Genomic DNA, 22,785 nt, shown 5'->3' on the forward strand with positions numbered 1-22,785 from the left:
GTCAGTCCGACGTGGCGAGGGCGCAAGCAGCCTCGCCACGTTTCGGTGTGGCCAGCGTTCGCCACCAGTACAGCAACGCGACCATGTTGATTCCGGCACCCAGCCAGCACACGCCCGACCATCCTGCCCAGGCGTACATGGCTGTCGAGGCGATTGAGCCCAAGGCACTGCCAATGGAGTAAAACAGCATGTAGCCGGCGGTCAGTCGGCTCTGCGCCTCTGGTCGGACGCTGTAGATCATGCTCTGGCTGGTGACGTGCACGGCCTGCAAGCCAAGATCCAGGGTAATGACGCCAAGCAGCAGCGCCCACAACGAAGATTGGGTGAGTGCGATCGGCAGCCACGAGCCCAGCATCAGCAGCAGCGACAGGCCGCTGACCCATTGTCCCCATCCTCGATCCGCCAGATGCCCGGCTCTGGCTGCGGCCAGTGCGCCTGCCGCGCCGGCGAGTCCGAACAATCCGATTTCACTGTGGGAAAGCGACAGCGGCGGGGCGGCCAGCGGCAACACCATCGGCGTCCACAGCACCATGGCGCTGGCGAAGGTGAGCAGGGCGAGGATTGCTCGTTGGCGCAGCACCGGTTCTTCACGAAACAGGCTGAACACTGAAGCGATCAATGCCACGTAACGTGTGCTCGGTCGCGCGTCTTCATCTTTGGGCAACACCCGAAACAGCAGCGCGGCCATTACCAGCGTCAATCCTGCCGAGAGCAGGTAGATCGAGCGCCAGCCGGCCAGATCAGCCATGCCGCCGGCCACCGTGCGCGCGAGCAAAATGCCGACGACGATGCCGCTTGTGATCACGCCCACAACCTTTCCGCGTTGTGCCGGGATGGCCAGAGTCGCGGCGTAGGCGACCAGCACTTGGGTGACCACGGCAAGCAGACCGGTGAGGGTGACGCCGATCAGCAGCCCGGCACTGTTCGAGGCCAAGGCAATCATCAGCAAGGCTGCGGCGGACAACAGCGTTTGCGTGACAATCAGCCGCCGGCGGTTGAGCAGATCGCCGAGGGGCACGAGCAATAACAGCCCGAGGCCGTACCCGACCTGGGTCAAGGTCATGACAATGCCAACGCTGCCCGGCGACAGACCGAAGGCTTCGGCCATCGCATCCAGCAGCGGCTGGGCGTAATACACGTTGCCCACCGCGAGGCCGCAAGCGATGGCGAAAAGCAGCACGACACCTTTATCGAGTGTTGCAGTGTTCATGTCCCGGATCCTTTCAGGTTTCAATTTGAAACTTGATTGACGGTAAATAATCCAGTTTTGATTTGCAACCTGATTGGGTGAAAGTCGGCGCAAAAAAAAGATCGCAGACAGGCTGCGATCTTTCGTGAAGCGAAAATCAGGGGGCGATCAGCGCAGGGTGTCGACCATATCCGCGATGGTGGTCAGCACATCCTTGCCCAGTTGCTTGGAACGCTTGCCCGACCAGCCGGTGAGCGGGTTCGGCGCGTCATCGTGATCCTTGAACGGCATTTCCAGGGTCAGCGACAGGCAGTCGAACTTCTGGCCGACGCTGTTGCAGGCCAGGGTCATGTTGGCCTGGCCCGGTTCGTCGCGGGTGTAGCCGTACTTGGTCTGGAAGTCTTTGGTGGTGTGTTTCAGGTGGCTGCGGAAGTGCTCTTCGAGCTTCTCCAGGCGCGGGGTGTAACCCGGATTGCCTTCGCAACCGGCTGTGAACACGTGGGGAATTTCTTCGTCACCGTGTACGTCGAGGAACAGATCGACGCCGTACTTTTCCATCTGCTGCTGTACGAAAAGTACTTCCGGGCTTACTTCCTGACTGGCGTTCTGCCAGGCGCGGTTCAGGTCCTGGCCCATTGCGTTTGTGCGCAGGTGACCGTGGAAGGCGCCGTCCGGGTTCATATTCGGCACCAGGTACAGATCGGCGCTGGCCAGGAGTTTGTTCAGCACCGGATCGTCATGACGTTCCAGGCGTTCGATCACGCCTTCCATGAACCACTCGGCCATGTGCTCGCCGGGATGTTGCTGGGCGATGATCCAGATCTTGCGGCGACCTTCGGCGCCGGTGCCTTTGCGCAGCAGCTGGATGTCGCGGCCTTCGACGCTTTTGCCGGTAGCCAGCAGTTCGGTGCCGGCCTTGGTCAGCGCTTGCTCGATCAGCCAGTCATGACGACCACGGCTGTAGGGTTCGAAGTAGGCGAACCAGGCGTGGGTCTGCTCGGCTTCGAGGCAAAAGCGCAGGCTGTCGCCTTCGAACTGGGTCGGAATGCGGAACCAGTTGACGTGGTCGTAGGAAGCGACCGCCTGATAGCCGGTCCAGGCTTTGTTGTAGGAAGACTGGCTGGCGTTGACCAGGCGGAACCAGTGTTCCTGATGGACGTGCAGGCCGCTGGCCTTGAAGTGGAACCACTGGAAATGGGCGCTGCGGGTATCTGGCCGAATTGCCAGAACCGGGTTGAGCGGATTGCTGATGTCGATGACTTGGATGTTGCCGCTGTCGAAGTTGGCGCTGATGTCGAAAGAAGATTTGGCCACAGTCATAATCGGTTCCTGAATATGATTTTTATGGCGGCTACTTTACACGCAAGACAGGGGTGAAACCGAGGGAAATTGCGGGTTGTGGCGGGGGGCGTCCTCCATGACGCGGATGCAGCTTAGTGGCTGTGCGATTGATTCTCAAGTGCTAATTGGCATTACTTTGCCCCAATGTGGCCGGGGTCCGCTTGCCAAGCAATATTCTTTTGATATTATCCGCGCCATCGAATTTGCAGCACCCAAAGACTTCATTAGCCTGAAGCCACAAGCCAGAAAACTGGCAAAAAAAAGACCCGGCAAAAAGCCGGGTCAAAAACCGTGATTAGCCTGATGAGGAGATAGTCCAGAAGACCGACCTAAGGTCTCTGGTCCATCGACTGATCTCGCGACCAGCTGCTTGCAATAATAATCATTATCATTTGCAAGTCAAATGTTTTTATCTGCGCGATTGGAAAATTCTTTCCCGTCCGTCCGAACTCCCGTTTTCAGCGAACCGCGCCATCGAGCGAGTGATCAACCATCGCCCGCGCCATGTCCACCATGTGCACGACCGAAAACGCCAGATCCCGACTCACGCCCTGCAAGCCGTCCGCCGCCTTGAACGCCGTAGCCGCTGCACATCGCAGCAGATCGGAGGCGTGGACCAGGGATTCTTCGCCACTCAGATTGCTGTTCACACCGAAAAAGCGCTCATCCACTTCCGGTTCTGACACAGCTGGTTTCAAGTAATAGTCCAACGTCCGTTGCGCAGCGGCGCACCCTTGCGGTGACGTGAAGGTGGTGTCCATTTGCAGGTCGGGCAAGTCTTTGCTGGTGATGTTCATGGTGAAAGGTCACTCCTTGGTCGATTCAAATCCGTTACTCAAGCATAGTACTATCAGTATTTGTGACCAGAATTTAAATACTACAATATGTGTTTTGCCGGCCGCAGGCGTCCACGTATGGTGCCGCACATGGATAAATGGATTGAGTTGGTCAAGGCCAAAATGAGTGAACTCAACGTCACTCAAGTCGAGCTCGGCGAGCGCGTCGGCATGTCTCAGGGCGGTATCGGCCATTGGCTGAACAAGCGCCGCGAACCCGGCATCACGCAGATGAACCGCGTGCTGAAAGCGCTGGGCATGGAATATCTCGAGGTCGCGGTGGTGATTCGTGAACCGCAGGTCGATGCGGATGACGAAATGCCTCTGGCGCAGAAGTACAACCCTTACTTTCGCTATCCGGTCAGCGAGTGGAATGCGCCGGTCGAGGCCCGTGAGAGCCAGCCAGCGTATTCGAGTGCCAAGGACAAACGACGTTTCGAACTGACGGACTACCACGCCCGTGGCCCTGCGTTCTGGCTCACGGTGATGGGGAATGCGATGACCGCGCCCACCGGGCAAAGCATCGGCGAGGGGATGATGATCCTGGTGGACCCGGCACTGGAAGCCGAGCCCGGCAAACTGGTGATCGCCCAGTGGCCGGACAGCGACGAGGCGATTTTCCGCAAACTGATCGAAGAGGGCGGCCAGCGTTACCTGGTGCCGCTCAATCCGACCTGGCCGAAAGCCTTGTTGACCGACGAGTGCCGAATTATCGGTGTCGTGGTTCAGGCAACGGCCAAATACTAGTCAGATCGATCCTCGCCAGGCGTAGGATCGATCCACCTTTTACGCTTCTTCCAGTTCGACCAGTGCACTGCCTTCGCTGACCATTTCGCCTTCCTGGCAATACAGCGCCTTGATCACGCCGGCGTGGGGCGCGCGGATGCTATGTTCCATCTTCATCGCTTCCAGCACCACCAGTTGCGCACCGGCCTCAACCGATTGACCGGCCTCCACCAGCACCCGCACGATGCTGCCGTTCATCGGCGCCGTCAGACCACCCTGATGGCTATGACTGGCTTCGACAGCGCTGATCGGGTCGTAGGTTTCAACGCGTCGCAACTCGCCGTCCCATTGCAGATACAGAACCTCTCCACGACGAATCGCCCGCAGCTGCCGGCGCAGCCCATCGTGCTCGACCACTAGTTGCTCGCCGAGCAGTTTTGCATTGCCGCCAGCACCGAGCGTCAACGCCCGATCCTGCCCCTCGCAGCTCAGATGCAGAGTAATTTCACGTGGCAACCCGGCGCGCAAACCGCTGTGGAGCGCCCAAGGCGAAGCCGGATCATCCGCCCGAGCCATCCCCAGCAGGCTCTGCGCAAAAGCCTGCGCCGCCGCCTCCCAGAACTCATCACTCAGCGCAGCGGGCGCTGGCAGCAACTGTTCCTGATAGCGCGGAATGAATCCAGTATCCAGCTCGGCTGCCGCAAACGCCGGATGACCGATGATCCGCCGCAGGAAGTTGATGTTGGTCTTCAGTCCACCAATCGCGAACTCGTCGAGCATGCTCAGCAACCGCAAACGCGCCTGCTCACGATCCTCGCCCCAGGCAATTAGTTTGCCGAGCATCGGGTCATAAAACGGCGAAATTTCATCGCCTTCCTCAACGCCGCTGTCCACACGGCGCCCCGGCCCTGCGGCGGATTCGCGATACAGATCCAGACGCCCGGTTGCCGGCAGGAAATCATTCGACGGATCTTCCGCATACAACCGAACCTCAATCGCATGCCCGTTCAACGGCACCTGATCCTGAGTGATCGGCAGCGCTTCGCCACGGGCGACGCGAATCTGCCAGGCCACCAGATCGAGCCCGGTGATGGCTTCGGTGACCGGGTGTTCGACCTGCAACCGCGTGTTCATCTCCATGAAGAAGAACTCGCCACGCGCATCCAGCAGAAACTCCACCGTGCCTGCACCGACATATCCGATGGCCTGCGCCGAACGCACCGCCGCTTCGCCCATCGCCCGACGCAGCTCCGGGCTCAAACCCGGTGCCGGCGCCTCTTCAACGACCTTCTGGTGCCGACGCTGAATCGAGCAGTCGCGCTCGTTCAGGTACAGGCAATTGCCATGCTGATCGGCAAACACCTGGATTTCCACGTGACGCGGCTTGAGCAGGTATTTCTCCACCAGCATCCGCGAATCGCCGAACGACGACTGCGCTTCACGCTGGGCCGAGGCCAACGCTTCAGCCAATTGACTGACGTCCTCGACCACCTTCATGCCTTTGCCGCCACCGCCGGCTGTGGCTTTGAGCAGCACCGGATAACCGATTCGCTCGCACGCATCGCGGAAGGTGTCCAGATCCTGAGCTTCGCCGTGATAACCCGGCACCAGCGGCACGCCGGCAGTTTCCATCAGCGCTTTGGCGGCGGATTTGCTGCCCATCGCATCGATGGCCGAGGCGGGCGGGCCGAGGAAAATCAGGCCGGCCGCTTCAATGGCGCGGGCAAAACCAGCGTTCTCCGACAGAAAACCATACCCCGGATGAATCGCCTGAGCGCCGCTGGCCTTGGCCGCCGCGATCAGTTTGTCGATTTGCAAATAACTGTCGGCCGCTTTGCTGCCGCCCAGATCGACGCGGATATCCGCTTCACGGCTGTGTCGCGCTTCACGGTCGGTGGCGCTGTGCACGGCGACGGTGGTCAGGCCCAGGGCCTTGGCGGTGCGCATGACCCGGCAAGCGATTTCGCCACGGTTGGCCACCAGCAAGGTGGTGAGAACAGGTGCGCTCATCAACGCGGCTCCTTGGTGGTGGTTGCGGCTTGCCAGCTCGGCGGACGCTTCTGCAAAAAGGCCCGCAGACCTTCCTGGCCTTCCGGGCTAACGCGGATGCGGGCGATGGCGTTTTCGGTGTAGCGGCGCAGGGCCGGAGTCAACGCGCCGTTGCCGACTTCACGCAGCAGATCCTTGCTGGCGCGCATGGCGGCGGGGCTGTTGAGCAGCAGGTTGTCGATCCATTGCTCGACTTTCTGCTCAAGCTCGGTCGCTGGATAGCTCTCGGACAGCAGACCGATTTCCCGCGCCCGCTGCCCTCCGAAACGCTCGGCCGTCAGCGCATAACGCCGTGTCGCGCGCTCGCCGATGGCTTGCACCACGAACGGGCTGATCACCGCCGGCGCCAGGCCAATGCGCACTTCCGACAGACAGAACTGCGCGTCATCGGCGCCAATCGCCATGTCGCAGCAACTGATCAGACCCAGCGCGCCGCCGAACGCCGCGCCTTGCACCACGGCCACGGTCGGGATTTTCAGTTTGGCGAGGTTGTACATCAGCTCCGCCAGTTCCCGGGCGTCGTCGAGGTTGGTGTGGTAATCGAGTTCGGCCGATTGCTGCATCCAGGTGAGATCCGCGCCGGCGCTGAAGTGTTTGCCGCGTCCGCGCACCAGCAGAAAACGCAGGCTGGCGTCGCTGGCAACCTTGTCCAAAGCCAAAATCAACTCGCGGATCATTTCGGCGTTGAACGCGTTGTTCTTTTCTTCGCGGCTCAGCCACAGGGTCGCGAAACCCCGTGGATCGCTGTGCAATTCGAGGGTGTTGAAGTCGCTCATGAGGTTCTCCCGATCACATCCGGAACACGCCGAAGCGGCTCGGTTCGATAGGCGCGTTCAACGACGCGGACAAGGCCAGGGCCAGCACATCGCGGGTCTGCGCCGGGTCGATGACGCCGTCATCCCACAGCCGTGCGCTGGAGTAGTAGGGATGACCCTGCTCTTCGTACTGGTCGAGAATCGGTTGCTTGATCTCGCTTTCCTGCTCGGCACTGAACGTCTGGCCGCTGCGCTCGGCCTGCTCGCGCTTGACCTGAACCAGCACGCCAGCTGCCTGTTCGGCGCCCATCACGCCGATCCGCGCGTTCGGCCACATCCACAGGAAACGCGGATCGTAGGCCCGCCCGCACATGCCGTAGTTACCGGCGCCGAAGCTGCCGCCGATGATCACGGTGAATTTCGGCACCTTGGCGCATGCCACGGCGGTCACCAGTTTCGCGCCGTGTTTGGCGATGCCGCCGGCCTCGTATTTCTGACCGACCATGAAGCCGGTGATGTTCTGCAGGAACAGCAGCGGAATCCCGCGCTGGCAGGCGAGTTCGATGAAGTGCGCGCCTTTTTGCGCGGCTTCGGCGAACAGGATGCCGTTGTTGGCGAGGATCGCGATCGGGTAGCCGTGCAGATGGGCGAAACCGCACACCAGCGTGGTGCCGAACAAGGCTTTGAATTCATCGAACACCGAACCGTCGACCAGCCGCGCAATCACTTCGCGCACATCAAATGGCTGTTTGGCGTCTGCCGAAACCACGCCGTACAACTCATCGCTGGCGTACAGCGGCGCAATAGGCGCGCGCTGCTGCACTTCGCCGAGCTTGCGCCAGTTGAGGTTGGCAACACTGCGGCGGGCGAGGGCGAGGGCGTGCTCGTCGCTTTCGGCGTAATGGTCGGCAACCCCGGACGTCTTGCAATGCACATCGGCCCCGCCGAGGTCTTCGGCGCTGACCACTTCACCGGTCGCGGCTTTTACCAAGGGTGGGCCGGCGAGGAAGATCGTCGCCTGATTGCGCACCATGATCGCTTCGTCAGCCATCGCCGGCACATAGGCGCCGCCGGCGGTGCAGGAGCCCATGACCACGGCAATCTGCGGAATGCCCATGGCGCTCATGTTGGCCTGATTGAAGAAGATTCGCCCGAAGTGTTCGCGATCCGGGAACACTTCGTCCTGACGCGGCAGGTTGGCGCCGCCCGAGTCCACCAGATAAATGCACGGCAGGCGGTTTTGCTGGGCGATGGTCTGGGCGCGCAGGTGTTTCTTCACGGTCAGCGGGTAGTACGAGCCACCTTTCACCGTCGCGTCGTTGGCAACGATCATGCACTCGATGCCTTCCACGCGGCCGATCCCGGCAATCACGCCAGCGGCCGGCACGTCTTCGCCATACACGGCGTGTGCAGCCAATTGGCTGATTTCCAGAAACGGCGAGCCCGGATCGAGCAAACGGTTGATCCGCTCACGCGGCAGCAGCTTGCCGCGCGAGGTGTGCCGTTCCTGGGCTTTCGCGCCGCCGCCCTGAGCCACTTGGGCGAGCAGGGTGTGCAGGGCGTCGACCTGTTCGAGCATCGCCGCGCTGTTGGCGACGAACTCCGCTGAACGGGGGTTGAGCTGGGTATGCAGGATAGCCATGGACAGCTCCGTTTAGCGGGTTTCGTTGAACAGTTCGCGACCGATCAGCATGCGACGGATCTCACTGGTGCCGGCGCCGATTTCGTACAGCTTGGCGTCACGCAGCAGACGGCCGGCCGGGAATTCGTTGATGTAGCCGTTGCCGCCGAGAATCTGGATCGCGTCCAAAGCCATTTGCGTGGCACGTTCGGCGGTGTAGAGGATCACGCCGGCGGCGTCCTTGCGCGTGGTTTCGTTGCGCTCGCAGGCCTGGGCCACGGCGTAGAGGTAGGCGCGGCTGGCGTTGAGCTGGGTGTACATGTCGGCGACTTTGCCCTGGATCAGCTGGAATTCGCCGATGCTCTGGCCGAACTGCTTGCGGTCGTGGATGTACGGCACGATCAGGTCCATGCACGACTGCATGATCCCGGTCGGTCCACCGGACAGCACGACGCGCTCGTAATCGAGGCCGCTCATCAGCACTTTCACGCCGCCGTTGAGTACGCCGAGGATGTTTTCTTCCGGCACTTCGACGTCATCGAAGAACAGCTCGCAAGTGTTGGAGCCGCGCATGCCGAGCTTGTCGAACTTGTTGCTGCGGCTGAAGCCTTTCCAGTCGCGCTCGACGATGAATGCGGTGATGCCGTGCGGGCCTTTTTCCAGGTCGGTCTTGGCGTAGATCACGTAGGTGTTGGCGTCGGGGCCGTTGGTGATCCAGGTCTTGCTGCCGTTGAGCACGAAACGGTCGCCGCGTTTGTCGGCGCGCAGTTTCATCGAAACCACATCGGAACCGGCGTTCGGCTCGCTCATCGCCAAAGCGCCGACGTGTTCGCCGCTGATCAGCTTCGGCAGGTACTTGGTTTTCTGTTCGTGATTGCCGTTGCGGTTGATCTGGTTGACGCAGAGATTGGAGTGCGCGCCGTAGGACAACGCCACCGAAGCCGAGCCACGGCTGATTTCTTCCATCGCCACGACGTGCGCCAGGTAACCCAGGCCGGCACCGCCGTACTCTTCCGGCACGGTGATGCCGAGCAGGCCCATGTCGCCGAACTTGCGCCACAGATCAGCCGGGAACAGGTTGTCGCTGTCGATCTGCGCGGCACGCGGGGCGATCTCCTTGGCGACGAAGGACTGAACCTGATCGCGCAGCATGTCGATGGTTTCGCCGAGGGCAAAGTTCAGGGATGGGTAGCTCATGGGTCACCTTTTGGCTTTTTTGTAGGGTGGGGAGAAGGGCGTTTCAGTTCTCACCTTTACGTTAACGTAAGCCTGTGACGAATGGCTGTCAATCACCCTTTACGTTAACGTCAACTTGAGCGAGAGTAGGGCTAGTTCTGAACGGTCGGAGCTCATATGGCTCCTGTCCAACACCCACTAATAAAGACAATAGGGGTCGTCATGGATCAACCCAGTGCAAACCCGCAGCGCAGCTACACCCGTGGTTCACAGGACAAAGCCTTGCTGGCGATGACCATCGGGCAGAAGTTCGACGAGACCGTCGCGCAGTACCCGGATGGCGAGGCGCTGGTGGTGCGTCATCAGCAGCTGCGTTACACCTGGCGGCAACTGGCCGACGCGATAGACGTACATGCCAGAGCGCTGCTGGCGTTGGGTTTGCAGGCCGGCGACCGGCTGGGCATCTGGGCGCCGAACTGCGCGCAGTGGTGCATCACTCAGTTCGCCACCGCGAAGCTCGGCGTGATTCTGGTCAACATCAACCCGGCCTACCGCAGCTCCGAACTCGAATACGTGCTCAAGCAATCCGGTTGCCAATGGCTGGTCTGCGCCGGTGCCTTCAAATCTTCGAACTACCACGGCATGCTGCAAGGCTTGCTGCCGGAACTGGCCGAGCAATCCATCGGCGAACTGCGCAGCGAGCGCCTGCCCGAGCTGCGCGGGTTGATCAGCCTTGATCCCCAGCCGCCTTCGGGTTTTCTCCCGTGGTCGCAACTGGCAGATCTGGCCGCCAGTGTCTCTCCAGAACAATTGCGTGATCGCAGCGACAGCCTGCACTTCGATCAGCCCGTCAACATCCAGTACACCTCCGGCACCACCGGTTTCCCCAAGGGCGCGACCCTCAGTCACTACAACATCCTCAACAACGGTTACATGGTCGGCGAAAGCCTCGGCCTGACCGCCGCCGATCGGCTGGTGATCCCGGTGCCGCTGTATCACTGCTTCGGCATGGTCATGGGCAACCTGGGCTGCATCACCCACGGCAGCACGATGATTTATCCCAACGATGCCTTCGATCCGCTGCTGACCCTGAGTACCGTCGCCGAAGAAAAGGCCACCGCATTGTACGGCGTACCGACCATGTTCATCGCCATGCTCGATCAGCCGCAGCGCGCCGAGTTCGACCTGTCGACCTTGCGCACCGGGATCATGGCCGGCGCGACCTGCCCGATCGAAGTGATGCGCCGAGTCATCAACGAAATGCACATGAGCGAAGTGCAGATCGCCTACGGCATGACCGAAACCAGCCCGGTCTCGCTGCAAACCGGACCATCCGACGAACTGGAACTACGCGTGACCACCGTCGGCCGCACCCAGCCGCAACTCGAAAGCAAAATCATCGACGAGGCCGGCAATCCGGTACCGCGCGGCACCATCGGCGAACTGTGCACCCGTGGTTACAGCGTGATGCTCGGCTACTGGAACAACCCGAATGCCACCGCCGAAGCCATCGACGCCGCAGGCTGGATGCACACCGGCGACCTGGCGAGCATGAACGACGAGGGTTACGTGTGCATCGCCGGCCGTAACAAGGACATGATCATCCGCGGCGGCGAAAACATTTACCCGCGTGAACTGGAAGAATTCTTCTTCACCCATCCCGCAGTAGCGGATGTGCAGGTGATCGGCATTCCCTGCTCGCGTTACGGTGAGGAAATCGTCGCCTGGATCAAATTCCATCCCGGCCACAGCGCCACCGAACAAGAGCTGCAAGCGTGGTGCAAGGAGCGCATCGCTCACTTCAAGACGCCGCGGTACTTCAAGTTCGTCGAGGAATTTCCGATGACGGTGACCGGCAAGATCCAGAAATTCCGGATGCGCGAGATCAGTATCGAGGAGTTGCGCAGTAACGAGGGTTGACACAGTTTCAAATTTCTATATCGATCAGAGCCTTCGAAGCCAGGGCGCGGACCCTGGCTTCGAAAGCAGCGCTTATTGCTTTGCTTCTACATTTTCCAACGCTTGATTCACTGCCAATTCCCCCAACATCACCACTTGCGCAATGCCCAACAGGGTCTTGCGGTTCGGCCCTTCCAGCAGGCCGGCAAAGTCACCGAGCATGACCGTGGCTGACGCGAGGGATTCGCAGGCGTTGGCCAGCAAGGACTCCGTGTCGGTTTGCGGGTTGACCATGAACATGTCGTTTGGGGTGTAGGGCGTGGCCATGATCTGGGCTGCCGGGGTCAGGTAATAGTCGAGGGCGCGTTCGGCGGCGTCGTGGAGTTTTCTTGAATCGGGAAATTCGTAGGGGGACACCGGGTCTTCTAACGGTGGAATGACGGTCTTGGACATCAGCTGGAACTCCGGAAAGAGTCGCTTGAGGATTTTTATAGACGGCTGCCAGGCGGTGAGGGGACAAGCCCCTCACCGAGGCGGCAACTACCGCGAGACGTGATGGTTATCCAGCACACGATTGACCAGTAGCTCACTCAGCATGATGACCTGCTGCAGAATCTGCATCGCCTTGCGCTGCGACGGATCGACGGTGTCGCCGAGATCCCGGGCCATGTCACTGGCCGACGACAGCGTTTCGCACGCTTCGACCAGCAGCGTTTCGTCATCCATTGTTGGATTGACCAGATAGATCTTGCCGGGTTTGCGCGATGGCTTGGACGTCTTCTGCGCCCCGGGATCGAGGTAGTGATTGATCGCCCGCTCGGTGGCCGTTTTTATGTTTTCGGCTTCGAGTGCGGTGTCGTAGGGGATCGGATCTGCATCCGGAGGGTTAGGCGTAATCTTGAACATATATCTAATTCCTGAAATAGGGCCGCGACCGTTCTCTACTAAAAGAAGGGTGGCGGCTGCGCGCAGGTTAGTAGACCGGAGGAATTAGCAAGACCGGCGCGCTCGAGAGCGCCCTGCGCACAACCACCATCAAGTGCAGGACTAGACGTACCTGACTGAATGGGGCTCATGCACTTACTAAGACCATACGGGCTACTAAACCCGACCACTGATGGGCAGTGGCAGGTAAACGATAGAGTCCGAGGTCTAAGCGCACAAGCCGGCGGATTCTGGCGTACGCGTAGGCAACGACGCAAGGTGTTGTAGCCCTTATGGCGTAACGGTTCGTGTAATTTAAACGCCCATCCCACGTCGTGTTTACACACAGCGAAAGCCGTCGTTTTGTTTTTGATGGACTCTCCGGGGTATGTGGATAGCTGGATGCTGCGGTTTGAGCACATGCCAATTGAGTGCTAACTGGAAGGTCGTCGTTGGCGACTGTGTGTCAACGTAGTTTTTTGGGTTGGACTTCGTGAGCGCGGCAGTTAGTGTGAATGTCATGTCGGCGTCAGTCCCATGATTCCACTTGGTGCAGTTGGCGAGCGACAATCAATGAACGTGAAGGAGGTTTTACAGATGGATGAGGAAATCACGCTTGAGCATGAAGGTGTTCAACACGCCGCTACCTATAACGTGTTTGGGGATACGCTGACGGTCTACTTGCCCAATGGTGACGCTCGGTCAACTGAGTTGCGGGGGCTGGGGGCTGAGTCGGCCGCCATGGTGCATCTGAAGTCGTATGTACTAAATGTGGCAGGGAAGAAAAACTAAGGAGAGTCACGCATGGCAGCGGCCAATATCGAAGGGTTTAATGTGCTGGTGGGGGCGATCTACGCCAAGCTTTATCAAGAATGCCCGGTTGCCATAGAGTTGCAACCGGAAGATTTTGAGGAACAGAAGGCGGTCAATCGGCCGGAGCAAGAGGTTGACGATTATCGCCATCGCCGTGATGCAGTCTTTTTTGTTTCGACGGTTGTTGCGTTGAAGCGTTTCCTCATCGCAGATATTCGTAGACCATCTGCATGCTGTAATGCCTTTGCAAATGGCTGCCCCTTTCTACTGTCGTGCATAAAGGGTCATAACAACAGCCTCGATGCGCATTATACCCATGCGATCCGTTAGCTTTTTATGTCTGTCGGATATAGACGTTTCCGTAAATCCGAGCTTATAAACGACGACTTAATTTGTGCGAACGGGTAGATGAAGCCAAGTCTGTCGCTAAGTACGGGTATGTCGACAGTGCTTTTATCACGGTATGGAACATCCATTTATCAACCTCAAAGTAGAAGACCAAATACGCCTTATGTAGCAGCTGGCCAATGGGCAATGTGGTCTTACCCTATCAAAACGTACGCCAATTCCCCGCTACATTGGTTCTACCGTTAAGCGCCTGAGCCCCCTCAGTGAACGAGATTCCATAACGCGGAGCAGATGTTGCTTGTTGCCATACTCTAAGGCATTTGCCAGGCTATTCAACGCTTCTCGATCCGGCTTGATTGCTTTCTCGAGGCTCTCAGCCTTACCTTGCTCTGCGAGCTTGCGAACCGGGATGGTCAACGGCAGCAAGCCAATCTGTCGAGCAAACTGCCGTGTCCGTCCTACGCGGTAAGCCTTGCAACACCGCCGCGTAATCGGCTCAAAGTTGAGGTGGTGTCCAGTGACTAAGCATCCTGCAACTCAAATCGAGCCGTAGCGCGAAGGTAAGCTTCAGATGCGCCACCACGCACAGCTTCTATGATTTCTATGATTTCTGGATCCGCTAGCTTTCGAAAGGCAGGACGCGCCCGTTTCATTATTTTGGCAAGCTGTGGGAGACTCAGCTGAGTATTATCACTTACCAACTTCATAATCGCAGTATGATGAGACTCAGATGCCTGTGCTATTTCAAATATTCGCCTAGACTCAACAGATCCCAATGAGTTTAGTTTGCAGACGTCAATTACGCTCTTGCCGCGAGCTTTGGAGTTTGCGCTTCCTATTTCTCTGAATAGATATCCAGAGACGATTTCTATGTGGTCGCTGTATCGATGTATATAGGGGTGTACCCAATTGTAGTCAACGATTGCTAGAGGATAGGCATCTGTTGGTAATAGTGTTCGCGCTAGTACATTATGATTCTTCTTCAACCAATTACAGCGCTTGCAAGCGGCCACAAGGTTGGAGTGCTCATAAGTAAATCTAGCCATGCCCGGCAACGCTTTGGCTACGACATGATCTATCTCGTTTCGTCCGATTTCCGCGGATATACCACGCCGACAGTATGCGCATCTGTGTTTCTGTACGCGAAGAAGGTACTTTCTTACCGAGTCTCTAACAAGTTTTAAATTGGATTTTGACCATTCCTTGTGCCCCCCTTTGAAATATGTAAGGATCAAGGTTTTCTCAGCAGAGCCCCAGTTTTTCCTCTTGATGATATCAAAGTCGGACATAAATTAAGCCCTGTTAATGACCAAGCTTTTTATTGATGAAGCGATCGAACGAACTTGGTCGCCCTCCGGTAATTTTGCGAGGATGGGTTCGATCTCTTTAAGTATTTTCTTGATTTTTTTAGCATTATCTTCAGCTCCCCGTGCGACCAGTTTAAGTAGTTCATCCATTTTCGCTACAAAGGCAGTCCCTCGGGTGCTTTCGAGTTCGAATTTTAATTCCAGGATATCGTTGGATTGCCACCCTTCGGGAATATCCTCAAACTCCGCCCAGAGCACTCCGTTGGTAGCATGCCTACGGAGAATTATTAACTCAGAGGAAAATCCTCCGGCAGAGCCGATCAAAAGAGGAGAATGAGTGGCGATGACGATGTGACATCCCTTTGAGCCGGCAACAGCCTTGCTGAGGCAATCTACAAAGTCGCGTTGCCAAGATGGATGCAAAGCGCTTTCCGGCTCATCAATTAGTATCAAAGAATTATCAGTAACTTTTAATGCCAATGTCACAATCGATGAGAACAAACCCCACTGTCCTGCGCTGTAGTCATCTGGATTAAAAATATTTGAATTGCCAGTCATATGTCGACGAATTGACAGTAATCTGTGTCGAAGGATAATGTCTATGAAGGGTATCTGTGGGTAGCACATACCAGAAATTAAATCGACCTCGATAGTTTGCGGCTTTCTGGTTGAGGTCTCAACAAATGATGTGAAGTCTTCGAGCAAGTTATTTCTTTTTAAAAATTCTATGTCTTCAAATTTAGCTTTGCTTCCGACTCGCTCATCAAAAAAATCTGCCAACAGGGATGCACGTCTACCGCTGGAAATATCTCCTCTTATAATTGTTGTGAATCGAGTTGGGATAGTTGTTCGTTCGCAGAGCATTGTAATGAGATCAGTCACTGTCGGAGATCTTTCTCTATTCGTCAGCACCGCAGACACTAGCGCGCTCAGGCTTTGATTTCGGCTTATTATGTTCTGGTTGTGTCTTGGGCCTATATATTCGTACTCATCTATTTCATAACGAGATCTTGCTGATCCGCCCACGCGCATTTTGGTGGGAAATCTATCGTTAGGAATAGCAGACAGTGCGATCACTCTGCTAGGTGCTTGGTAAAATTTAACCGTCGCTGACGTTTTAGGCGCACTCTCCGTAGCTACAGTGATTTCCCGAAGCGCTTGATCTAAGAATCCTCGAAGCAAAGTGCTTTTTTGGGTTCCATTTACACCCAATAGCATAGTCAACCTATTTTTTCCACCAGACTTTGGTGGAATAGGAACAACCTCACCTGATGGCAAAGTAAAAGATTTTATAAGCACATGACCTCCCATTGTCCATTCATTACTTTTCCCTCGTAATCCATTTTATCAAGCTGGTACAGAATCGCTAGGCGTGTGCTTATGTTTAAGCGGCGGCAACCCGAACGCTTTCGCTCGTTGCGCTAGCTGCCTTCAAGAGTCGTGGCAGGGTTTCACCCGTTTGAAACGCAGTTTCAGAAGCGAAAGTATGCCAGACACCTAGGCGCTAAGAAATGGATGTTCGATGCTGGAGAGCCTAAGCATCGCAAGATTTTTTGCGGAAACTAGGTATTCCAACACATTAGCTTGTGGCAAAGTGTGAATCCCGTCAGCACATGGAAATGCACAGTGTATGAGCCTTCCTAACCATTTGATTCAAGCAGTTCGAGATAATCCATTGGAGGCAGCGACCGCTGTCTGTCGCTACGCACTTAGTGTGATAGGACAACAATCTGAATGGACGCAAGATGACCATTCAACGTTGCTTGAGGCAACGGCTTTGATTCTCAGCTTGCAGGAACAGTTTCTAATTCCTCATACAAAAGAAGCTCCGGACCTAGATGGCAGTATGGGTTTTGTATGCAACCGAATGCGTACTTTTCTCACAGAGGTCCAAGATGAGTTGATCGGACAATCATCGACTCAGAAGCTGGAGAGTATAAAGAGTCGTTTTTCTATAACTCTAGCTAATGGATTCGGGTATGAGTTCACCGATGGGGATTTGAAGCGTATTCGCACGCTGATCAACGAACTTCGGGAATTGATAGTTGCTAACCAAGAGCTTGATGAAGATCACAAACAACGACTTCTTAAACGCTTAGAAAAAATGCAGGCGGAGATCCATAAAAAGATGTCTGATCTAAATAGCTTCTATGGTTTGTTGGTCGAGGCAAGCATCGTGCTTAAGAAGGTCGGTGATAATGCGAAGCCAATTGTGGATCGTATCAAAGAGCTAACAAAAATCTCATGGGGCACCCAAGCTCGCGCAGAAAATTTGCCGTCAGGGTCAGAACCTCCGATGATTGGTAATGATCCGGAGCCACCTGCACTGGACTGAGTGCAGCATGAGAGCTCAAGGGAGCACGAATTTCTGACGGGGAAATTACGCTGGTCGAGCGAGTTTCCCGGTCTTTGATACACGGCAACTGGCTACCAGATTCACGGTGTGGTACGGAAATTTTATAGGATGTCGCATAAATTTTAAAAAAATTAAAGATTTATCTTAAAGCTCAGTTTTTTAGTTTTTCAGCTAAAGTCTTTTCCGAAGCTTGAATAGGCTGTGTTGGTGTTGGTGTTGGTGTTGGTGTTGGTGTTGGTGTTGGTGTTGCAGCGGCTGCCTGGGAGTCTTTGCTAGACAGAATCGTTTTCTTGATCTCAGCGACTTGCGCCTCTACTTTTTTCGCCGCATTCTCAGGTTCTATTTCCGCTTCAGTTGCGCAACGATTCGATGTATTAATAGATGCCCATACAATCTGCCGTCGCACTTGTAACGTGGAATCCTTGTCGCTGAGCAACGCTTTTATCTCCACATTATAATTCGCAAGAATTTTGCTAACGATGCGTGCTCGATTTGATCGGGCGGATGCGTTGTCGCTCAAGTCAGCTTGAATACCATTGGTTGCCCCCGATAAGCCTGACCAAGCTTTTGCTGCTGATCCACCCGCGGTGATCCCAAAGACGCTTCCCGCCAGCACACCAAGCACTTTGACCGCTAATCGAGTGTCGGAGTTGATGTTCCCGCCGTTCTCATAATAATTGCTGACCTTCCTGCAGTACGTGCCTGTTGCAAGCATCGCTGTGAACATATCGTTGTCGCTGCAACTGGTCGTACGGCAATCGTTCAGAAGGTATTTGTTGTCCTTGTCCTTGTCCTTGTCCTTTTGGTTCCAAGGCCAAATTGGAGACGGGTTTACTATGACCCTTGTCGGCGGGTCAGCTGTACCACTTGCGCAACCATTCAGAATGCAGCTAAGCCCGATAAGCTCGATCAGCGTTTTCATCGATTGTCCTTAATCTAGGGGGGGGCAATATCATATTGACATTGGCTCAGATAAATCGAAGCGCAACGGCGCGGAACACTTCCTTTCGTTGCCTGGAATTGGGATGGCTGGGTAACACCCTAGCAGCGTACTGCTTCTTTCAAGTGAGCCAACACTAAGCCGAGAATGGACTTCTCCGCTTCAGTCTCCAGACTGCCGTCAGCATCCATGGGCAAATATGGCCTAGTCGGTATGTCTCCCCACAGGGACGGAAATTCGGTCTGCTCCCATCGAATTACATCATCGCCGCATCCGGTTTGTTGCTGCCAACCATGGCCGAATTGTCGGTTGCATATGTGGTTATCGACGGAGCCAAACCAGCAGCACTGACCTGCAGGATCTGGTTCGGCCAGTGGCCGTGTTTGGCTCGGTTTTCGGTGGTGACGTCGGAGAGTTCTGTCCATTGGGGGCGGTCTTCGTGTTCGAAGTTTTCTTCGGTCTGGCTGGCGAGTTCGGTGGCGATGGTTTGCATCAGGGGTTTGAGGTCGCCGACGGCCGACCCTATTTGGCTGGGGGGTTGCTGTAGTCGCTGGTGGTTTATTTCGATGGTGAGCATTCTGGGTCTTTGATCCGGTCAGGAAATTTTTGGGGGCTGGTCGTTCGCTATCGCTGACAAGCCGGCTCCCACAGGGAATTGGAGTGCGTCAATTAGTGTGGTTTTGGGTTTTGTTTTAGGGCTTGGGTCAGGCCTGTGTCTGGGGCGTGGTTGAAGCCGGGGTCGGGACGGAAGGATGGTTGGCCCTGGCTGGTTTGGACGGTCAAGCCTTTGCGTTTGATGGCGGCTTCGGTCAGGGCGATGACCCGGCAGCGGCAGTTGTAGCCGCTGGGTGGGTCGATGGTTTTTCAGATGGGGTCGTCAGGGCGGTAGACCTGGCCATGGAGTGCGCAGTGGCTGGAGTGGGTTTTGCTGTCGAGGATGGCGATGAGCATCCAGTACGGTTGGGTGTGGGTGGTTTGTTCCATGGCGGTTTTGCGGCCGGCCATGAGGCGCTTTGCAGGTTGGTTTGGTAGATGGTTTTTAGTAGGCCGGTTGGGCGGCGCCTTGGCTGTAGACGATGATGGGTTTACCTCACTAACGTTGGGCTTGCAGGGTCGGTTATAGGTTGTCGGTGAATTGTTTGAGGGTGTGGCCTTGTTGCAGGGCTGTTTCGAGGGCGGCGCGGATGTCGGACAGCAGGTGCATGGCTTTGGCGACGGTGAAGGCTTGGTCGTGGGGCTGGTCGAGCATGTCTTGCCAGTGCCAGGTGATGGCGTAGCCCTAGGCTTTGAGGTAGGCGATGGCGATGTCGGGCTGGAGGCCGAAGATGGCTTTGAGGTCGGTGGGGTTTACGGGTTGGGTCGGGATTATGTCGCTTTTGGGGTGTTGTTTAGGTCAGTCGTGAAAAGCCAGACAGCACAAAGGGGAGCCGAAGCTCCCCTTTAATTTTGTCGTCGCGTGCTCTTTTTTATTATTGAGGGGCGGTCTGTTGTTGTTTTTGGCAACCGTGGCCCTTTACCGCTGTTTTTGGCGACCCCCATCCGGGGTCAAGAGCAAACGTATTTTTTTGAGCGCTGATCTGCTTTCTCGCTAGGCGATCCAACCGATTCGGGAGCTACCTGAAGGTAGTTTTATTGTTCTCTGCCCGGTTGCGGGTCATTCCGAGGAATACCCTGAAAAGCACACCTTCTCCAAAAAAATCTGTTAGCTGCGTCTCTGCCGTGTTGTTTTTGTTATGTCAGAGTCGGTACGTCTTATTTTTATTGGTTTGCTGCTTTTTATTCTTGTTATGCCATAGAGATAGCAGAAGCCGTGCCAACTTTTCAAAACCCTTGTAAATCAAGGGTTTGAGATTTTTGAAGGATTTTTCCTTCAGGCAAAACCAGACAATTTGTTTCCGTGTTACTCGCTTGTGCCCACGTTTCGCGCTCGGCGGTAACACCATCCCCTCACTGTGCGCTACGAGCCTTGGCCACGCGCGAACCGGTTGGGCGACCCAGCACGGCACTGATCTGTTGGCCGGCAGCAATCAAGGCGTCGAGGTCGATACCGGTCTCGATGCCCAGGCCGTTGAGCAGGTACACCACGTCCTCAGTGGCGACGTTACCGCTGGCGCCTTTGGCGTACGGGCAGCCGCCGAGGCCGGCGATCGAGCTGTCGAACACCGTGATGCCTTCCAGCAGGCTGGCGTAGATATTGGCCATGGCCTGGCCATAGGTGTCGTGGAAGTGGCCGGCGAGTTTCTCGCGAGGCACATGCTTCGACACTACTTCGAACAGCCGGCGAGTTGCGCCCGCGGTGCCGGTGCCGATGGTGTCACCCAGCGACACTTCATAGCAGCCCATCGCGTACAGCTCGCGGGCTACCATGGCCACTTGCTCCGGGGCGACCTCGCCTTCATAAGGGCAGCCGAGCACGCAGGACACGTAACCGCGCACGGTAACGCCGTGCTGTTTCGCCGATTCCATGATCGGCGCGAACCGCGCCAGGCTTTCGCTGATCGAGCAATTGATGTTGCGTTGCGAAAATGCTTCGGACGCGGCGGCAAACACCGCGACTTCCTTGACCCCGGCAGCCAGCGCATCTTCAAAACCGCGCAGGTTTGGCGCCAGCGCGCCATAGGTCACGCCGGGCTTGCGCTGGATCTGCGCGAACACGTCGGCGGAACCGGCCATCTGCGGCACCCACTTGGGCGAGACGAAACTGCCGACTTCTATATAGCCAAGGCCGGCGGCGCTCAGCGCGTCGACCAGTTGCACCTTGTCGGCGACGCTGATGGGCTGGGCTTCGTTCTGCAGGCCGTCACGCGGGCCGACTTCGATCAGGCGTACTTGGGAGGGGAGGGACATGGGCTGAACCTGCTCATTATCTGACTGTATCGAGAACCCTGTGGGAGCGAGCTTGCTTGCGATGGCGTCGGGTCAGTCAACATCAATACTGGATGTTCCGGCCTCATCGCGAGCAAGCTCGCTCCCACAGGGGATTGGTGTTGGCTCACTGAACTGATTGCTGACTCTTGAGCGTCTGCTCCAGCGCCTGCACGCAGCGTTCTTCGGCAGTGTCGAGTTCCAGCTTCATCTGTTCGATGTCCAGCAGTTGCTGTTCAAGCTGTTCCCGGCGCTCGCTGATTTTCGCCAGCATGCTGTTGAGTTGTTTGGTGTTACCGCTGGAAGGGTCGTAGAGCTCGATCAGCTCGCGGCACTCGGCCAGCGAAAAACCGATGCGCTTGCCCCGCAGGATCAGCTTCAGGCTGACCTTGTCGCGCGGCGAGTAGATGCGTTCCTGGCCTCGGCGCTCGGGGCTGAGCAGGCCTTGTTCTTCATAGAAGCGGATCGCCCGGGTGGTGATGTCCAGCTCGCGGGCGAGGTCGGAAATGCTGTAGGTCTGGCTGCTCATGAAAGCGCTCGAAGAAGGATCTTGGCGCTAAGCTAATGGCAGGTTGACGTTTACGTCAAGTGGCGGGCGCCTGCAGCTTGTCGAGCTTCTTCTCGTGCGCTGTCACTTGCTGGCACAGCTCGATCATCTGCTCGCGCATCCAGCGGTTGGCCGGGTCCTGATCGGTGCTTTCGTGCCAGTACAAATGGGTTTCCACCGGCGGTACATCGTTGACCGGTAGATTGAACGCATGCAGGTCATGGCGACGGGCGAAACGCTCCGGCACGGTCATCACCATGTCGGTCTGCTGCAACACCTGGGACGCCATCAGATAGTGCTGCGAGCGCAGTGCGATCTTGCGCTGGATGCCCATTTTGCCCAGCGCCAGATCGACGTGGCCCAGACCACTGCGGCGGCTGGAAATATGAATGTGGGTCAGCGACAGGTAATCGTCGAGGGTGAATTTTTCCTTGTTCGCCAGCGGATGACCCTTGCGCATCGCGCAGACGTAACCGTCTTCCATCAGCTTGACGTGGCGCACCTGCGGGTCGGTGTTGAGCGGCGCGTCCACGGCGAAATCGAGACGCCCGGCGGCCAGTTCCTTGGTGGTTTCCCGGCGTTTGGACAGGAAGCTCTCGATGATCACTGTCGGCGCGAGGCGACGCAGGCGCTGGAACAGCGGCGGCAGAATCACCGCTTCAGTCAGGTCGGTCATGCTGATGCGGTAAGTCTTGACCGCTTGCGAAGGGTTGAAAATCCGGCTTTCCTGAACCGACACCCGCAGCAGCGACAATGCGTTGCGCACCGGGCCGATGATGTTCTGCGCCATGGGCGTCGGCACCATGCCCTGGGCGGTGCGTACGAAGAGCGGGTCGTTGAAGGTCTCGCGCAACCGCGCCAAGGCGTTGGACACCGCAGGCTGGGTAATGCCGACAATCTGCCCGGCACGGGTCAGGTTGGCTTCGGTGTAGATCGCGTCGAAGACGATGAAAAGGTTGAGGTCGACCTTGCTCAGATTCATTACGCGGCTCTCTTTTTATAGGTGGATGGCGCGGGTCAGGGCGGCCAGGAAAATCAACCAATCATATATCGGTGATGAATGTTTATACACGCCGAGAATAGGCTAGGTAAA

24 protein-coding genes are annotated in these 22,785 nt (G+C 56.8%); 6 read left to right on the forward strand and 18 right to left on the reverse strand.

Annotation, left to right across the window (positions count from 1 at the left end; genetic code table 11):
* Position 1 precedes the first annotated feature (1 nt).
* A complete protein-coding gene (locus AC1Q9F_RS19200; RefSeq protein WP_492620655.1) occupies positions 2–1,210 on the reverse strand; it encodes an MFS transporter in 1,209 nt (402 codons plus the stop codon).
* 147 nt (positions 1,211–1,357) lie between these two features.
* The gene (locus AC1Q9F_RS19205; RefSeq protein WP_207983268.1) at positions 1,358–2,509 is read right to left on the reverse strand and encodes a M14 family metallopeptidase; all 1,152 of its coding nucleotides are present in this window, start codon (positions 2,507–2,509) and stop codon (positions 1,358–1,360) included.
* A gap of 97 nt (positions 2,510–2,606) precedes the next feature.
* On the opposite strand from AC1Q9F_RS19205, the gene AC1Q9F_RS19210 reads away from it, so the two are divergent.
* Entirely contained in the window at positions 2,607–2,825 is a 219-nt protein-coding gene (locus AC1Q9F_RS19210) for a hypothetical protein (protein ID WP_143492966.1), read from the forward strand.
* Positions 2,826–2,988: 163 nt separating this feature from the next.
* Here AC1Q9F_RS19210 and AC1Q9F_RS19215 read toward each other — a convergent pair whose 3' ends face one another.
* The gene (locus AC1Q9F_RS19215; protein WP_492620656.1) at positions 2,989–3,327 is read right to left on the reverse strand and encodes a DUF6124 family protein; all 339 of its coding nucleotides are present in this window, start codon (positions 3,325–3,327) and stop codon (positions 2,989–2,991) included.
* A gap of 129 nt (positions 3,328–3,456) precedes the next feature.
* Between AC1Q9F_RS19215 and AC1Q9F_RS19220 the strand changes: the two genes are divergently transcribed.
* On the forward strand, positions 3,457–4,113 hold the full coding sequence (locus tag AC1Q9F_RS19220) for a LexA family protein (RefSeq protein WP_492620657.1): 657 nt from the start codon (positions 3,457–3,459) through the stop codon (positions 4,111–4,113).
* 39 nt (positions 4,114–4,152) lie between these two features.
* Here the strand turns inward: AC1Q9F_RS19220 and AC1Q9F_RS19225 are convergent, their stop codons facing one another.
* Genes AC1Q9F_RS19225 through AC1Q9F_RS19240 form a run of 4 tightly spaced genes read right to left on the reverse strand, consistent with a single transcriptional unit; the run spans position 4,153 to position 9,714 of the window.
* Entirely contained in the window at positions 4,153–6,102 is a 1,950-nt protein-coding gene (locus AC1Q9F_RS19225) for an acetyl/propionyl/methylcrotonyl-CoA carboxylase subunit alpha (protein WP_492620658.1), read from the reverse strand.
* A complete protein-coding gene (locus AC1Q9F_RS19230; RefSeq protein ID WP_492620659.1) occupies positions 6,102–6,917 on the reverse strand; it encodes a gamma-carboxygeranoyl-CoA hydratase in 816 nt (271 codons plus the stop codon). Before AC1Q9F_RS19230 ends, AC1Q9F_RS19225 begins: the two co-directional genes overlap by 1 nt.
* Positions 6,918–6,930: 13 nt before the next feature.
* On the reverse strand, positions 6,931–8,538 hold the full coding sequence (locus tag AC1Q9F_RS19235; RefSeq protein WP_492620660.1) for a carboxyl transferase domain-containing protein: 1,608 nt from the start codon (positions 8,536–8,538) through the stop codon (positions 6,931–6,933).
* Positions 8,539–8,550: 12 nt separating this feature from the next.
* Positions 8,551–9,714: an isovaleryl-CoA dehydrogenase gene (locus AC1Q9F_RS19240; protein WP_064597789.1), complete on the reverse strand. Its 1,164-nt coding sequence runs from the start codon at positions 9,712–9,714 to the stop codon at positions 8,551–8,553.
* Positions 9,715–9,915: 201 nt separating this feature from the next.
* On the opposite strand from AC1Q9F_RS19240, the gene AC1Q9F_RS19245 reads away from it, so the two are divergent.
* Positions 9,916–11,613, forward strand: coding sequence for an AMP-binding protein (locus AC1Q9F_RS19245; protein WP_492620661.1), 1,698 nt, complete (start codon positions 9,916–9,918; stop codon positions 11,611–11,613).
* A 72-nt stretch (positions 11,614–11,685) separates the two neighbouring features.
* On the opposite strand, the gene AC1Q9F_RS19250 is transcribed toward AC1Q9F_RS19245, so the two are convergent.
* Together AC1Q9F_RS19250 and AC1Q9F_RS19255 are read right to left on the reverse strand one after the other, a co-directional pair.
* Entirely contained in the window at positions 11,686–12,045 is a 360-nt protein-coding gene (locus tag AC1Q9F_RS19250) for a DUF6124 family protein (protein ID WP_492620662.1), read from the reverse strand.
* A gap of 87 nt (positions 12,046–12,132) precedes the next feature.
* Positions 12,133–12,498 (reverse strand): DUF6124 family protein, encoded by a 366-nt coding sequence (locus tag AC1Q9F_RS19255; protein WP_492620663.1) that lies wholly within the window; start codon positions 12,496–12,498, stop codon positions 12,133–12,135.
* A gap of 615 nt (positions 12,499–13,113) precedes the next feature.
* Between AC1Q9F_RS19255 and AC1Q9F_RS19260 the strand changes: the two genes are divergently transcribed.
* Together AC1Q9F_RS19260 and AC1Q9F_RS19265 are read left to right on the forward strand one after the other, a co-directional pair.
* Entirely contained in the window at positions 13,114–13,308 is a 195-nt protein-coding gene (locus AC1Q9F_RS19260) for a hypothetical protein (protein WP_492620664.1), read from the forward strand.
* A 12-nt stretch (positions 13,309–13,320) separates the two neighbouring features.
* A complete protein-coding gene (locus AC1Q9F_RS19265; RefSeq protein ID WP_492620665.1) occupies positions 13,321–13,659 on the forward strand; it encodes a hypothetical protein in 339 nt (112 codons plus the stop codon).
* Positions 13,660–14,198: 539 nt separating this feature from the next.
* Here AC1Q9F_RS19265 and AC1Q9F_RS19270 read toward each other — a convergent pair.
* Both AC1Q9F_RS19270 and AC1Q9F_RS19275 read right to left on the reverse strand, forming a co-directional pair.
* A complete protein-coding gene (locus AC1Q9F_RS19270; RefSeq protein ID WP_492620666.1) occupies positions 14,199–14,966 on the reverse strand; it encodes an HNH endonuclease in 768 nt (255 codons plus the stop codon).
* 3 nt (positions 14,967–14,969) lie between these two features.
* Positions 14,970–16,295, reverse strand: coding sequence for an ATP-binding protein (locus tag AC1Q9F_RS19275; protein WP_492620667.1), 1,326 nt, complete (start codon positions 16,293–16,295; stop codon positions 14,970–14,972).
* Between the two features lie 319 nt (positions 16,296–16,614).
* On the opposite strand from AC1Q9F_RS19275, the gene AC1Q9F_RS19280 reads away from it, so the two are divergent.
* Positions 16,615–17,319 (forward strand): hypothetical protein, encoded by a 705-nt coding sequence (locus AC1Q9F_RS19280; protein ID WP_492620668.1) that lies wholly within the window; start codon positions 16,615–16,617, stop codon positions 17,317–17,319.
* Between the two features lie 172 nt (positions 17,320–17,491).
* Here AC1Q9F_RS19280 and AC1Q9F_RS19285 read toward each other — a convergent pair whose 3' ends face one another.
* From AC1Q9F_RS19285 to AC1Q9F_RS19315, 7 genes are all read right to left on the reverse strand, one after another.
* Entirely contained in the window at positions 17,492–18,262 is a 771-nt protein-coding gene (locus tag AC1Q9F_RS19285; protein WP_492620669.1) for a hypothetical protein, read from the reverse strand.
* Between the two features lie 274 nt (positions 18,263–18,536).
* Positions 18,537–18,857, reverse strand: coding sequence for a phage virion morphogenesis protein (locus AC1Q9F_RS19290; protein ID WP_492620670.1), 321 nt, complete (start codon positions 18,855–18,857; stop codon positions 18,537–18,539).
* 287 nt (positions 18,858–19,144) lie between these two features.
* Positions 19,145–19,285: a hypothetical protein gene (locus AC1Q9F_RS19295; protein WP_492620671.1), complete on the reverse strand. Its 141-nt coding sequence runs from the start codon at positions 19,283–19,285 to the stop codon at positions 19,145–19,147.
* 112 nt (positions 19,286–19,397) lie between these two features.
* Positions 19,398–19,529 carry a hypothetical protein gene (locus AC1Q9F_RS19300; protein ID WP_492620672.1) on the reverse strand — a complete coding sequence of 44 codons (132 nt, stop codon included), beginning with the start codon at positions 19,527–19,529 and terminating at the stop codon, positions 19,398–19,400.
* Between the two features lie 698 nt (positions 19,530–20,227).
* On the reverse strand, positions 20,228–21,127 hold the full coding sequence (locus tag AC1Q9F_RS19305; RefSeq protein WP_492620673.1) for a hydroxymethylglutaryl-CoA lyase: 900 nt from the start codon (positions 21,125–21,127) through the stop codon (positions 20,228–20,230).
* A gap of 145 nt (positions 21,128–21,272) precedes the next feature.
* Positions 21,273–21,674 (reverse strand): MerR family transcriptional regulator, encoded by a 402-nt coding sequence (locus AC1Q9F_RS19310; RefSeq protein WP_085690041.1) that lies wholly within the window; start codon positions 21,672–21,674, stop codon positions 21,273–21,275.
* Between the two features lie 55 nt (positions 21,675–21,729).
* Positions 21,730–22,674, reverse strand: coding sequence for a LysR family transcriptional regulator (locus AC1Q9F_RS19315; RefSeq protein ID WP_492620674.1), 945 nt, complete (start codon positions 22,672–22,674; stop codon positions 21,730–21,732).
* Between the last annotated feature and the right edge of the window lie 111 nt (positions 22,675–22,785).

It is taken from the genome of Pseudomonas sp. GW823-FHT04A03 (assembly GCF_058796615.1).